Origin of the sequence: Serratia quinivorans (genome assembly GCF_946227985.1) — a bacterium.
In the GTDB taxonomy this organism is placed as follows: Bacteria; Pseudomonadota; Gammaproteobacteria; order Enterobacterales; family Enterobacteriaceae; genus Serratia; species Serratia quinivorans_A.
In genome coordinates this window covers 569573-583201 of the sequence record NZ_CAMKGL010000002.1, presented here as the reverse complement: position 1 = coordinate 583201, position 13629 = coordinate 569573, and the positions used below count along the sequence as shown (strand labels likewise).

General features: G+C 56.1%; 16 protein-coding genes. 14 read left to right on the top strand and 2 right to left on the bottom strand.

Annotated features, from left to right (window positions below):
- Positions 1 to 221: 221 nt before the first annotated feature.
- Genes rutA through rutG form a run of 6 tightly spaced genes read left to right on the top strand, consistent with a single transcriptional unit; the run spans position 222 to position 5249 of the window.
- Positions 222 to 1322, top strand: a complete 1101-nt coding sequence (rutA, locus tag OCH02_RS11275) for a pyrimidine utilization protein A (protein ID WP_261431297.1) — start codon at positions 222 to 224, stop codon at positions 1320 to 1322.
- The gene (gene rutB / locus OCH02_RS11270) at positions 1322 to 2068 is read left to right on the top strand and encodes a pyrimidine utilization protein B (protein WP_261431296.1); all 747 of its coding nucleotides are present in this window, start codon (positions 1322 to 1324) and stop codon (positions 2066 to 2068) included. The genes rutA and rutB overlap by 1 nt, the downstream gene beginning before the upstream one ends.
- 48 nt (positions 2069 to 2116) lie before the next feature.
- Positions 2117 to 2503, top strand: coding sequence for a pyrimidine utilization protein C (gene rutC / locus OCH02_RS11265; protein ID WP_261431295.1), 387 nt, complete (start codon positions 2117 to 2119; stop codon positions 2501 to 2503).
- 24 nt (positions 2504 to 2527) lie between these two features.
- Complete coding sequence (rutD, locus tag OCH02_RS11260; RefSeq protein ID WP_261431294.1) at positions 2528 to 3331, top strand: pyrimidine utilization protein D; 804 nt, start codon at positions 2528 to 2530, stop codon at positions 3329 to 3331.
- A 14-nt stretch (positions 3332 to 3345) separates the two neighbouring features.
- Entirely contained in the window at positions 3346 to 3873 is a 528-nt protein-coding gene (rutF, locus tag OCH02_RS11255) for an NADH-dependent FMN reductase RutF (protein ID WP_261431293.1), read from the top strand.
- 56 nt (positions 3874 to 3929) lie between these two features.
- Positions 3930 to 5249: a pyrimidine utilization transport protein G gene (rutG, locus tag OCH02_RS11250; RefSeq protein ID WP_261431292.1), complete on the top strand. Its 1320-nt coding sequence runs from the start codon at positions 3930 to 3932 to the stop codon at positions 5247 to 5249.
- 28 nt (positions 5250 to 5277) lie between these two features.
- Here rutG and OCH02_RS11245 read toward each other — a convergent pair whose 3' ends face one another.
- On the bottom strand, positions 5278 to 6195 hold the full coding sequence (locus OCH02_RS11245; protein ID WP_261431291.1) for a DMT family transporter: 918 nt from the start codon (positions 6193 to 6195) through the stop codon (positions 5278 to 5280).
- A 67-nt stretch (positions 6196 to 6262) separates the two neighbouring features.
- Between OCH02_RS11245 and OCH02_RS11240 the strand changes: the two genes are divergently transcribed.
- Together OCH02_RS11240 and OCH02_RS11235 are read left to right on the top strand one after the other, a co-directional pair.
- Positions 6263 to 6838 (top strand): helix-turn-helix domain-containing protein, encoded by a 576-nt coding sequence (locus OCH02_RS11240; protein WP_261431290.1) that lies wholly within the window; start codon positions 6263 to 6265, stop codon positions 6836 to 6838.
- A 130-nt stretch (positions 6839 to 6968) separates the two neighbouring features.
- On the top strand, positions 6969 to 7442 hold the full coding sequence (locus tag OCH02_RS11235) for a helix-turn-helix domain-containing protein (RefSeq protein WP_261431289.1): 474 nt from the start codon (positions 6969 to 6971) through the stop codon (positions 7440 to 7442).
- Here the strand turns inward: OCH02_RS11235 and OCH02_RS11230 are convergent.
- Complete coding sequence (locus OCH02_RS11230) at positions 7426 to 8349, bottom strand: LysR family transcriptional regulator (protein WP_261431288.1); 924 nt, start codon at positions 8347 to 8349, stop codon at positions 7426 to 7428. The two genes, OCH02_RS11235 and OCH02_RS11230, sit on opposite strands and share 17 nt — an antisense overlap.
- 67 nt (positions 8350 to 8416) lie before the next feature.
- Between OCH02_RS11230 and OCH02_RS11225 the strand changes: the two genes are divergently transcribed.
- The 6 genes from OCH02_RS11225 (at position 8417) to OCH02_RS11200 (ending at position 13618) form a co-directional block, all read left to right on the top strand.
- A complete protein-coding gene (locus OCH02_RS11225) occupies positions 8417 to 9034 on the top strand; it encodes a LysE family transporter (protein ID WP_261431287.1) in 618 nt (205 codons plus the stop codon).
- A 78-nt stretch (positions 9035 to 9112) separates the two neighbouring features.
- Positions 9113 to 9712 carry an NAD(P)H:quinone oxidoreductase gene (wrbA, locus tag OCH02_RS11220; protein WP_261431286.1) on the top strand — a complete coding sequence of 200 codons (600 nt, stop codon included), beginning with the start codon at positions 9113 to 9115 and terminating at the stop codon, positions 9710 to 9712.
- A 239-nt stretch (positions 9713 to 9951) separates the two neighbouring features.
- Positions 9952 to 10263 (top strand): hypothetical protein, encoded by a 312-nt coding sequence (locus tag OCH02_RS11215; RefSeq protein WP_261431285.1) that lies wholly within the window; start codon positions 9952 to 9954, stop codon positions 10261 to 10263.
- Positions 10264 to 10400: 137 nt separating this feature from the next.
- Positions 10401 to 11861, top strand: a complete 1461-nt coding sequence (locus OCH02_RS11210; protein WP_261431284.1) for a TrkH family potassium uptake protein — start codon at positions 10401 to 10403, stop codon at positions 11859 to 11861.
- A gap of 167 nt (positions 11862 to 12028) precedes the next feature.
- Positions 12029 to 12826, top strand: a complete 798-nt coding sequence (locus OCH02_RS11205; protein WP_261431283.1) for a DNA/RNA non-specific endonuclease — start codon at positions 12029 to 12031, stop codon at positions 12824 to 12826.
- 231 nt (positions 12827 to 13057) lie between these two features.
- Positions 13058 to 13618 (top strand): sorbitol dehydrogenase family protein, encoded by a 561-nt coding sequence (locus OCH02_RS11200; RefSeq protein ID WP_261431282.1) that lies wholly within the window; start codon positions 13058 to 13060, stop codon positions 13616 to 13618.
- The last annotated feature ends 11 nt before the right edge of the window (positions 13619 to 13629 follow it).

Below are 13629 nucleotides of genomic sequence, written 5' to 3'. Positions count from 1 at the left end.
AATGAGCAGTTACGCCTGTTTTTTGTGCATGTCGTTTTGACCAAATGGTCTGTTTTAGACCATTCGCTCAACATGAAAATCACAAAATAAAAACAATTCATTGATAAATAACCCATTTTAAAAACTGGCACCGCCTTTGCAAAAGCCTCCGTATCCAGCGCCGTCCGCAGAAAACATTCAGGCGACGCATGATCCGTTCCACTAGCAACCGAGGTGTTCAAATGAAAATTGGCGTATTTATCCCGATCGGCAACAACGGCTGGCTGATTTCCAGCAATGCTCCGCAGTACCAACCGACGTTTGAACTCAACAAAACCATCGTGCAGAAGGCCGAGCACTACAACTTCGATTTTGCCCTGTCGATGATCAAACTGCGCGGTTTCGGTGGCAAAACCGAATTCTGGGATCACAACCTGGAGTCCTTCACCCTGATGGCCGGGCTGGCCGCCGTCACCTCGCGCATCAAGATCTACGCCACGGCCGCCACGTTGACCATGCCACCGGCGATCGTCGCCCGCATGGCCTCCACCATTGACTCCATTTCCAACGGGCGTTTTGGCCTGAATGTAGTGACGGGCTGGCAGAAGCCGGAATACGAGCAGATGGGCATGTGGCCGGGCGACGATTACTTTGGCCGTCGATACGACTATCTGGCGGAGTACGTCCATGTGCTGCGCGATCTGTGGGGCACCGGTAAATCCGATTTCAAAGGCGAGTTTTTCCGGATGGACGACTGTCGCGTCAGCCCACAGCCGCAGGCGGACATCAAGGTGATCTGCGCCGGGCAAAGTGACGCGGGCATGGCCTTCTCGGCCAAATATGCCGATTACAACTTCTGCTTCGGCAAGGGCGTCAACACGCCGACCGCCTTTGCGCCAACCGCAGCACGCTTAAAAACTGCGGCGGATAACGAAGGCCGCAGCGTGGCCTGCTACGTGCTGTTTATGATTATCGCCGATGAAACCGACGAGGCCGCCCGCGCCAAGTGGGAAAGCTATAAAGCAGGGGCCGATACCGAAGCCCTGGCCTGGCTGACTGAGCAAAGCGGCAAGGACACCCAATCCGGTGCCGACACCAACGTACGCCAAATGGCGGACCCCACCTCCGCGGTCAATATCAATATGGGCACGCTGGTCGGTTCCTACGCCAACGTGGCGCGCATGATGGATGAAATCGCCACCGTGCCCGGCACCGAAGGTGTGCTGCTGACCTTCGATGACTTCGTCAAAGGGGTGGAAAACTTTGGCGAGCGCATCCAGCCGTTGATGAAAAGCCGCGTCGACGTTTGCCCGCAGACTGCCGCAAGCCGCGAGGTGGCATAATGAAAATTGTTGAAAACCAACCGGTAGTACGCCGTCAGTCGCCGCAGGCCGAGGTTACGCTTACCCTACCCGCCCGTCCGGAGGCTATCGCCTTTGCGCCGCAGGAAACCGCGCTGATCGTGGTGGATATGCAAAATGCCTACGCGTCGCAGGGCGGCTATCTGGATCTCGCCGGTTTTGATGTCTCGGCCACCGCTCCGGTGATCGCCAACATCAAACGTGCCATCAGCGCTGCCCGCGCCGCCGGTATTAAGGTGATATTTTTCCAAAATGGCTGGGACAGCCAGTACGTCGAGGCCGGTGGACAGGGCTCCCCCAACTGGCATAAATCGAATGCGCTGAAAACCATGCGTAAACGCCCGGAACTGAGGGGCAAGCTGCTGGCCAAGGGCAACTGGGATTACGATCTGGTGGACGAACTCCAACCGCAACCCGGTGATATCCTGATCCCGAAACCGCGCTACAGCGGCTTCTTCAACACTCAGCTCGACAGCCTGCTGCGCTCTTACGGCATTCATCATCTGGTGTTTACCGGCATTGCTACCAACGTCTGTGTGGAATCCACGCTGCGCGACGGCTTTTTCCTCGAGTATTTCGGCATCGTGCTGGCCGACGCCACCCACCAGGCCGGCCCGCAGTTCGCCCAGCAGGCGGCGCTGTACAACATCGAAACCTTCTTTGGCTGGGTATCTGATGTCGACAGTTTCTGTGATGTGCTCACCGCCCCGCTCAGCCAGACGGCATGAGTTTTGCTCGCCTTTAACCAAAATTAAATTTTCACCAGGAGCGCCACTATGCCAAAAACCATTATTACTCCGCCGGGCACCGGCACACCGCTGGCTCCTTTCGTGCCCGGCACCCTGGCCGATGGCGTGGTTTACGTCTCGGGCACGCTGGCATTCGATAAAAACAATAACGTGGTGCACGTCGGTGACGCGGCAGCGCAAACCCGTCACGTGCTGGAGACCATCAAAAGCGTGATTGAAACTGCCGGTGGCTGCATGGACGACGTGACCTTTAACTCGATATTCCTCACCGACTGGCAAAACTATGCCGCCATCAATCAGGTGTATGCAGAGTATTTCCCCGGCGACAAACCGGCGCGCTACTGCATTCAGTGCGGATTGGTAAAGCCGGACGCCCTGATTGAAATTGCCACCGTGGCCCATCTGGGCCGCTGAGTCATTATCCGCTGAGGACCGAACATGTACTTTGAGATTTTGGGAAAAGACACGCCGTTGGCACCCACGTTGGTACTCTCCGCCGGACTGGGTGGCGCAGGCAGTTTTTGGCAACCGCAGATTAACGCGCTGGGTGAGCACTTTCGGGTGGTGGTTTACGATCACTTCGGTACCGCACGCAGCAAAGGGAGCGTGCCAGATGGCTACAGCATGGCCGATATGGCCGATGAAGTGGCGCAGTTGCTGCGTTCACTCAACGTCGACGGCTGTTACTTCGTCGGCCATGCACTGGGGGGCATGATTGGCCTGCAATTGGCGCTCACGCATCCGCAACTGGTCGAAAAACTGGTGGTGGTCAACGGCTGGCCGTCGTTGGACAGCCAGACCCGCCGCTGCTTCAAAGTACGTCAGGATCTGTTGCTCAACAGCGGTGTGGAAGCCTATGTGCGCGCCCAGCCGCTGTTCCTGTTCCCCGCCGACTGGCTGTCGCAGCACTCCGCCTTGCTGGATGAAGAGTTGCAGCACCAGACCGCACATTTTCAGGGCACCGAAAACCTGCTGCGCCGTCTGACTGCGCTGATGAATACCGATTTCCGTCCGCACCTGGCGGACATTACCACGCCAACCCTGGCGCTGTGCTCCCGCGACGATTTGCTGGTGCCCTATCACTGCTCGCATCAGTTGGCGGCCAGCCTGCCGAACGGCGAACTGGCCGAGATGGCCTACGGGGGGCATGCGATGAGCGTGACCGACACCGAGCGCTTTAATCGCATCCTGCTGGGTTGGCTGTTGAAAACGCACAACGCCAAAACCCGCCTGCTACCCTAGCCCGGAGACACAATATGCAAAGCCAAACGCTGCTTGCCGATACGCCACTACAGCCGCCGTATGTAAAAAAACAGGACTTCCGCGATGCCATGGCCCGCCTGGGATCGGCAGTCAATATCATCACCACCGATGGCCCTGCCGGCCGAGCCGGTTTTACCGCATCGGCAGTCTGCAGCGTCACCGACACGCCACCAACCTTGTTGGTGTGCCTGAACCGCTCCGCGTCGGTCTATTCGGTGTTCAAACAAAATCAGACGCTGTGCGTCAATACGCTGGCCGCGGAACACGAGTCGCTGTCGAATCTGTTCGGCGGTAAAACCCCGATGGACCTGCGATTCTCCGCGGCTCGCTGGTCTACACTGGCGACCGGATCCCCCATCCTGCACGGTGCGGTGGTCTCGTTCGACTGCCAGATCGGCCAGATTGTCAGCGTCGGCACCCACGACATTCTGTTCTGCCAGGCACTGGCGCTGACGCGTAATGACGACAGCCACGGCCTGGCCTATTTCGACCGGCGCTACCACTCGCTGTTGAAACAATGAGCGGCGCATAAGCACTCAAACACATTCACCTGCACCCTGAAATTTTGGAGATAACGATGGCGAATACCTGGTTTCCCCAATGGCGCATGAAACAAGGCAGTCTGGACGGTTCGGTTGTCGCGCCCGATGAACGGCTTTCGCTGGCGCAAACGCTGGTGATGGGGTTGCAACATGCGGTGGCGATGTTTGGTGCCACGGTGCTGATGCCACTGCTGATGGGTTTTGACGCCAACCTGGCCATTCTGATGTCCGGCATCGGCACGCTGCTGTTTTTCCTGGTGGTTGGCGGCCGGGTACCAAGCTATCTCGGTTCCAGCGCGGCGTTTGTCGGGCTGGTGATCACGCTGACCGGCTACGGTGGCCAGGGCGCTAACCCGAATATTGCGCTGGCGCTTGGCGGCATTATCGCCTGTGGCCTGGTGTACCTGCTGATCGGCCTGGTGGTGATGAGCGTGGGTACCCGTTGGATCGAACGCCTGATGCCGCCGGTGGTGACCGGTGCCGTGGTGATGGCGATTGGCCTTAACCTGGCACCTATCGCGGTGCGCAGCGTTTCAGCGTCCAACTTTGACAGTTGGATGGCGGTGACCACTATTTTGTGTATCGGCTCGGTCGCGGTATTCACCCGCGGGCTGATGCAGCGGCTGTTGATCCTGATGGGATTGATCGCCGCCTATTTAATCTACGTGATAGCGACCAACGGGTTTGGGCTTGGCAAACCGGTAGATTACAGTGCACTAAGCCAGGCAGCCTGGTTCGGCCTGCCACAGTTCACCACGCCGGTGTTTAACCTGCACGCCATGTTGCTGATTGCTCCGGTGGCGATCATTCTGGTGGCGGAAAACCTCGGGCATGTCAAAGCGGTGGCGGGCATGACCGGTCGCGATCTCGACCCTTATATCGGCCGCGCCTTCGTCGGCGACGGGCTGGCGACGATGCTCTCCGGTTCAGTGGGCGGTACCGGTGTGACCACCTATGCCGAGAATATCGGCGTAATGTCGGTGACCAAAATTTACTCTACGCTGGTATTTGTCGCGGCGGCGTTGGTAGCGATTGTGCTGGGGTTTTCACCGAAGTTCGGCGCGCTGATCCACACGATTCCCGGCCCGGTTTTGGGTGGTGCCTCGGTGGTGGTATTCGGTCTGATCGCCGTCGCCGGTGCGCGTATTTGGGTGCAAAACAAAGTAGACCTGGGCGATAACGGCAACCTGATTATGGTTGCGGTCACGCTGGTATTGGGTGCAGGCGATTTTGCACTGACTATTGGCAACTTCACCATGGGGGGGATAGGCACCGCCACTTTCGGAGCCATTATCCTTAATGCCCTGCTGCGCAGGCGTAAAGCGCTGCCGCTGGCAGACAGTGCCGTACGTTAATTAGCGATCATGGCCCGGTCAACGGGCCTTATTCGGCCAGCGCCGCCGCTTTCCCTTTACGGCGAATACGCAGTTCGCTAACCAGCACCCCCAACACGATCAATGCGCACCCCAACAGGGCGACACCGGGCAAACGTTCGCCGGCAATACGCCCGACCAACCCGGCCCAGACCGGCTCACCGGCATAGATGACCGTGGCACGCGTTGGCGAAACGCTGCGTTGCGCCCAGTTCATCGTCACTTGAATGATGGCACTGGCGATCCCCAGGCCAATCGCGCTGTACAACAGGTAGCTGCTATACGCGGGTACCGACTCGCCGGTAGGCACCATCATCAGGAACGAAGCCAGTGAGGCGGTAGCCAACTGCACCACCGTCACCCGCTTGACATTGACCTTGCCCGCATAGGCACCAATCAAAATGATCTCGGCGGCCATGCCCAACGTGCCAATCAGCGTCAGTATCTCACCCACGCTGAGCGTCATATCGCTGCTGCTCGGCGCTGCCAGCAGCATCAGACCGGTGAATGCCAGTAACACGCCAACCCAGGCCATCACACCGGGAAAACGTCCCAATACCAACCACTGCAACAGCGGCACCATAGGCACATACATGGCGGTAATAAACGCCGACTGGCTGCTGCTGATGGTTTGTAGCCCCACGGTTTGCAGACCGTAGCCGAACATAATGGCAACGCCGATAAACACGCCCGCTTTCAGCTCATACCAGGTCAGCCCGCGCAAACTGCGCAGGGAGAACAACATCAACACCAACGTAGCCGCGGCGAAGCGCAAGCCGACGAAAAAGAACGGCCCGCTGACCTGCATGGCAAGATGCACCGCCAAAAAGGTGCCGCCCCAGATCATGGTGATGAAAATCAGCACCGCTTCCTGTCGTTTTATCTTGGGAATGTACGTTGAAATAAAGGATTTTTTTACTGCGGACACCGGCTTGCCCTTCCTGCTGGGTGCAATATAATGCACAGATCCTGCCAGTATGAGGTAAAGCCTGCGGATGGGCAATACAGTGAACAACGGTAAACATGACGCTCCCAAGGTACTGCAATACCTGAGCAGCAACCTGCGCGGTTATCGCCAGCAGGCGGGGCTTAGCCAGGTGGCGTTGGCCGAAAAATCCGACGTCAGCCGCCGCATGCTCGCCGGCATTGAGGCCGGTGACCGTAACGTTAGCCTGGCGGTGCTGGACAAGCTGGCCGAGGCGCTGAATATCTCCTTCACCGATCTGATCCAGGCGCCCGAAGCGCGCGGCAGCCATTTGGTCGGTGAACTGGCCTGGCAGGGAGTACAACCGGCAAGCCAGGCGCTGTTCGCCGCCAGCGTGCCCGCGCGCCAGCGGGTTGAACTGTGGGAATGGACGCTGATGCCGGGCGAGCACTACGAATCGGTACCGGATGCCGAAGGCTGGAACGAAATTATCTACGTGATCGCCGGTAGCCTGACTCTGGTGCTGGAACAGCAAACCCTGACGCTGGAGGCCGGACAAACCCAGGTATTCAATAGCGATCAGCACTATGCTTACGCTAATCGTACGGATCACCCATTGCGTTTTATTCGCAACGTCTCCTTCTGATCACCACGACAGCCCGCGCTTGCTGCGGGCTGTCGCCTGTCTGTCGTGCATATGTCATGCTGCTGTCGTGGCGAAAGACCCTGTCAGCCCCTACACTTTGCCCCAGTGATGTCTCACGTTGGAGAACGCAATGCAAACCTACCGCATCAGGCAATTACGGCTGGATAAAGGCTGGTCACAGGAACAACTGGCCACTATCGCTGGCCTTAGCACCCGAACCGTACAGCGTATTGAAAATGGCGAACAAGCCAGCCTGGAAACCCTGACCGCAATTGCCTCAGCCATGGGGCTACAGATCGGCGATCTTTATCAGCCGGCGCAGCAGGACAATAGTGACAACAACAATCAGGCAGAACAGGCTATTCGCCGACAGGTAGAAGCGGAAACCAAGCTGTTGAGCATGGCGGTACGGTTTGCCTGCATCGGCCTGATGCTGTTTGCCATCAACTGGTTTACCCATCCGCAATATCTCTGGTCGCTGTGGGCCATCGGCGGCATGAGCATCGCGCTGGTGATGCGTGCCACACGTACCCTGCTGTTGCGTGATGCGATCGGTCGCTGGCAACAACAGCGCCTGGCGCAAAAAATCAGGCGTATGCCGTAAGCTGCAGCCAATCGGCCAGCCGGGCCAGAGCACTGCCCGGCCGGATTTCCTGCGGCGTCAGCAAACAGTAACCGCTGCCGTCTGGCACGAAGCCAAAAGGGGCGCTCAATAGCCCGGAGGCAACGTCATCGCGCACCTGCTGCCACGGGCCGATAGCGACACCGACCCCCGCCACCGCCGCCTGCAAGCTGAAGTAAAAATGATCGAAACGCTGCTCCGGTCGCCCCTTGAGTGCCACACCCTGCGACTGTGCCCACTGCCGCCAGGCGTCAGGCCGGGTCGCCGAGTGCAGCAATACCGCGTCATGGCTCAAGGCGGGCTGGCCATCATTAACGGCAATAAAACGCTGCACCATTTCAGATTTGCACACCGGCCCAACCCGCTCATCGAACAGCGTTACGCTATGCAGCTTATCGCCCCAATCAAAATCGTTACGACGGATAGCTGCGCTAATACCGTCTTTAAACGAAAACGGCCCACCCCCCGCAACCAGCTGCAGGTTGATGTCAGGATGTGCCAGCTGAAAAGCCGGCAAACGCGGTATCAGCCAGCGCATTAACAACGTCGGCTCGCAAGATAATACCAGCGGTGCATCCTGTGCCTGCTGTCGCAGCGTTTGTGCCGTATGTTCCAGAATGCCAAACGCCTGTTGCGAAGCTTGCAGCAGCACTCTCCCGGCGGCGGTCAGATGTACCCGCCGATGGCGACGTTCGAACAACGCAACGCCAAGTTCATCTTCCAGCGCCCTGACCGCTCGGCTAACCGCCCCGTGCGTCAGGCTCAGGCTGTTAGCCGCCTGGGTAAAGCTTTCCAACCGTGCAGCAGCCTCAAAACAACGCAAGCCCCCTAATGACAGGGGTCGGTTTACCTTGCGTGAGTTTTTCTCACCGATATCGTCAGTTTTCATCGTTTGTCACCATCAATCATTCCTTTTATAAATCAGATACTCTCTTCTGATTTTTTATAGGATAACTATGACCGAACTCATCGCTGTCGTCACCATTACCTTACTCGCTGTCATCAGCCCGGGGCCAGATTTTGCCATGGTGTCACGCAACAGCCTGCTGCTTTCTCGTCGTGCCGGAGTGCTGACCGCCTGCGGTATTGGCGGCGGTGTTCTTATCCACGTCAGCTACACCCTGATCGGGGTCGGCGTATTGATCCAGCAATCGCTGTGGTTGTTCACATTGTTGAAAGCAATCGGTGCCGCCTACCTGATTTACCTCGGCTTCAGCATGCTGCGTAACGCCGGTGCAAGTGCCGCTGCCTCTTCAACCACACCGGCCGCCGTTAGCGATTTCTCCGCCCTGAAAACCGGATTTTTAACTAACGTGTTGAACCCCAAAACCACCATTTTTATCGTTAGCCTGTTTATGCAGGTGGTTAACCCGCAAACGCCACTGAGCGTGCAAATAGGTTACGGGTTATTCATTGCACTTGCCCATATCCTCTGGTTCAGCGCCGTCGCACTGCTGTTTTCGGCACCGGGCATCAATGCACGTCTGCTGCGACTGCGTAAAGGCATCGACAGAGCCTTTGGGGGGTTACTGATCACCTTCGGGGCGCTGCTGGCAATCGCCGGGATAAAATAAAGCCGTGAGGATAAGTTCAGCATTCACTTCTATGCTTAGGGGGGCATATCGTTCAATCACCAAAGCGGAGAATGGAACATGGCGAAAATATTGGTCCTTTATTACTCGATGTACGGACATATTGAAACCTTGGCGGAGGCGGTGGCGGAAGGCGCTCGCCGGGTCAGTGGCGTTGAAGTGACCCTGAAACGCGTGCCTGAAACCATTCCGGCAGAAGCCTTTGCCAAAGCCGGCGGTAAACAAGATCAAAAAGCACCGGTGGCTAGCCCACAGGAGTTGGCCGATTACGATGGCATTATCTTCGGGACGCCGACACGCTTTGGCAACATGGCCGGGCAAATGCGTACCTTCCTCGACCAAACCGGCGGCCTGTGGGCTTCAGGAGCGCTGTACGGCAAAGTGGGCAGCGTCTTCTCCTCCACCGGTACCGGCGGTGGGCAGGAACATACCATTACCTCCACCTGGACCACCCTGGCGCACCATGGCTTTATTATTGTGCCGATCGGCTACGCGACCCCAGAGCTGTTTGACGTCTCGCAAGTGCGCGGCGGTACGCCTTATGGCGCAACCACCATCGCCGGTGGTGACGGCTCACGCCAGCCGAGCCAGGAAGAACTGACCATTGCCCGCTATCAGGGTGAACACGTGGCGAAAATCACCGCCAAGCTGAAAAGTTAAGCGATAACCTTCTGTTACCAGCATTGCGGGGCCGTTGATTCCTTCGGCCCCATCTTGTTGCCAACCCGCAGCAAGGTTAAAATGCCGCTCAGCCTGCCATTCATTACCTGAACGTCACGGTCGAAATTCGTTCTGCCCGTCAATCACCGCCCTGTGCCCTGATGACGGGCGTTCTGTTTTTGCGCATAGCGAAGGGAAATAAGTCAGTGTCTAAAGATTTTGATGAACTAATAAGAGACATGGATCTTATTATTGAAAATGTAGACAGTTTCAAGGCTCTGGCCCCACGCGCACCCGAACCTCCTGCGGCACCGCCTGCGGTTCATCACTACGATTCGTTCTGCGAGAATGTGGCGCTGAAAGTGGTGCTGAAGGTTCTGCTCTCGTCGGTGGATAAGATCGTCAAGGTACAGATTGCCAATAAGGTCGAGCAGGAAATTGCCCAGATAGAACAGCAGGTAGTCCGCGCCGGTGGCGGGCCGGTGTCGCCCGAAGATCTGGCTCAGATGACACAATACGTGCGCCGCACCGTCAACAACCTGCTGGAATAAACGCCAACAGGGTTAAAAAACGTGCCAACCTTCGCAGACGATATGAATTTTTACGCCTTTTTTATATCGTCTGCCTTATTCTTTATATACTTAAAGAATAAATTGACTCATTGCCGACAGGCATCTCGGGCGCAAGTATGGTCAAGAATAAGCAGATCCTGGTCGTTATTCATCTTTGCAGTTTTTTAGTTCTCCTTTACAGCCTGTCCATGATCCCTCCCCTGTTGGTGGCGTTGTTGTATAAAGAAAAAAGCGTTTTTTCTTTCTTCTATACGCTGGTCATTGCCGGCTCTCTCGGCGGACTGGGTTGGTTTAGCACCCGTCAGTCCAGGGTACAACTGCGCACGCAGGACGGTTTTCTAATCATTGTGTTGTTCTGGCTGCTGTTTTCCATGGTCAGCGCCCTGCCGTTATGGATGGATGACACGCTAAACATCAGCCTGACTGACGCCATGTTCGAAGGCGTTTCCGGTATTACCACCACCGGCGCTTCGGTGCTCAATGATGTTTCCGGCCTGCCTAAATCTTTCCTTTACTACCGCTCCCAGCTCAATTTTATCGGCGGCCTCGGTGTCATTGTATTAGCCGTTGCGGTACTGCCGTTGCTCGGCATTGGGGGGGCCAAGCTTTATCAGTCGGAAATGCCCGGCCCGTTTAAGGAAGAACGCCTGACCCCGCGACTGGCCGACACCTCGAAAAACCTGTGGCTGATTTATCTCGGCCTGGGGTTGGCCTGTACGGTGGCATTCCGCATTGCAGGCATGGACTGGTTTGATGCCCTCTGCCATGGGATCTCCACTGTTTCACTCGGGGGGTTTTCCACCCGCAATGAGAGCCTGGGCTTTTACGATAGCTCGGCGGTGGAAATGGTCGGCGGGATTTTCTCTATCCTGGCGGCGGTGAACTTCACCCTGTATTTCGTCGCCGTAGGGCGCCGCAGCCTGACGCCGCTCTACAGAAACCCGGAACTGCGCTTTTTCCTGCTGGTGCTGTCAATTATCGTGGCGATTGTCTGCTTCGAGCTGTACCGCTCTGGCATGTACGGTGCCAAAGATTCCTTCGTACACGGCTTTTTCCTCACCAGTTCGATGATGACCGACAACGGGTTGGCTACCGCCGACTATGCCAAAATGCCCTCTCACACCATTATGCTGTTGTTGGCGGCGAGCTTTTTCGGCGGTTGTGTCGGTTCAACCTGTGGCGGTATCAAGGCACTGCGTTTTTTGATTATGTACAAGCAGAGCCGGCATGAGATCAACCAACTGGTTCACCCCAATGCCATTTTCACCATCAAGGTTGGCAATGCCCCTATTCAGGATCGCGTGTTGCGTTCGGTCTGGAGCTTCTTCTTTTTATATGTTTTCTTCAGCTGTTTCTTCGTTTGGCTGCTGAACCTGATGGGCTATGACCTGGTCACTTCCTTCGCTACCGTCGCCGCCTGTATCAATAATATGGGATTAGGCTTTGGTGAAACCGCCGCCGGGTTTGGTACGCTCAGCGATGCGGCCAAATGGCTGATGTGCTCGGCGATGCTGCTTGGCCGTCTTGAGATTTACCCGATGCTGATTTTATGCTCCCGCGCTTTTTGGCGTTTTTGATACCTTCGCCCCTGTCGCCGCACAGCCTGTTTTTTATCAACGTTGCTGTACCAACGCTGACACATTCATAACGTGAATGTGTTGCATTGTTGTATTCGTTTCATTGCGATAAGTTAATTTTACTGTAAATAAATACAGTATAATTTTGACTTATTGAGGATATGAATATGCGCTTTAACAAGATGTTAGCTCTGGCTGCCCTGCTGTTTACCGCTCAGGCTTCCGCCGATACGCTGGAATCCATCGACAACTGTGCGGTCGGTTGCCCAACCGGCGGCAGCAGCAATGTGTCGATCGTTCGCCACGCTTATACGCTGAACAACAACAGCACCACCAAGTTCGCCAACTGGGTGGCTTATCACATTACCAAGGACACGCCTGCCAGTGGCAAAACGCGCAACTGGAAGACCGATCCGGCACTGAACCCGGCGGATACGCTGATCCCGGCGGATTACACCGGTGCCAACGCGGCGCTGAAGGTCGACCGTGGGCATCAGGCACCGCTGGCCTCTTTGGCAGGGGTCTCTGACTGGGAATCGCTGAACTACCTTTCCAACATCACACCGCAGATGGCTGACCTGAACCAGGGTTCCTGGGCACGGTTGGAAGATCAGGAACGCAAGCTGATTGACCGGGCAGACATCAGTTCGGTGTATACCGTGACCGGTCCGCTGTACGAACGCAATATGGGTAAACTGCCGGGTACCCAAAAAGCACATACCATCCCCAGCGCTTACTGGAAGGTGATTTTTATCAATAACAGCCCGGAAGTGAACCACTATGCGGCGTTTCTGTTTGATCAAAACACCCCGAAAAACGCCGATTTCTGTCAGTACCGCGTAACGGTTAACGAAATTGAGAAGCGCACCGGGCTGATTATCTGGGCCGGTCTGCCGGATGACGTGCAGGCGTCGCTGAAGGCCAAGCCGGGCGTGCTGCCGGAACTGATGGGCTGCAAGAGCTAACGCATAAACCGGAAACCCGCTGCGGCGGGTTTTTTATTCTTTACGTGCTGTTTTGTCAGAATACCTAAGCAAGTTTATTGCCGGAAAGTTATCGCCAAGTTAATATCCCGCCAAATTATTAGAAATAAAACCATAAGCAATGGAGTTATTCCATTGTTGATTATTTTTTATCCCTCTTTACCCGCTCCCTTTTGCCTTATTCGGCACTAACACCTGTTGTGAGAAAAACACATGGAAAATTTATTATCAGACGATGGTGGGCTTCCCGCCCAAAATGGAACCGGTTTCAGTCGACGTGAAGTGCTGCTGGGGCTAGCCTCAACCCTGCTGGCCGGCTCGCTGCTCAGTTATCCTTTCCTCAGCCTGGCTGAACAACAAACCGCCGCAGCCAACCCATTGCAGTTTGCCCGCTTCTTCAAAATATCTCAGACATTGACCGAACATCAGGATATCGATCAGGGGATGTCGGCGCGTATTTTTACTGCGCTGCATAACCAGAATGCCCAATTCGCTACACAGGTTGAGCAACTCGGCGGTCTGTTACAAGCGGGCCAGAGTGCCCAACAGTTGCAAAAACAGGCCGTTCAGGCCGGCTTGCAAGATGTGGTCACCGCAATTATCACCGCCTGGTATACCGGCACCGTCGGCCATGGCCAAACGGCGCAGCTGATTGCCTATAAAGACGCGTTGATGTATCGCCCCGCCAGCGACGCGTTAATTGTTCCCACCTACTGCGGCAATGGACCGCTGTGGTGGACCGCAGCCCCGCCTGCCGTCAATGTTTCCTTGTGATCTAAGAGCCT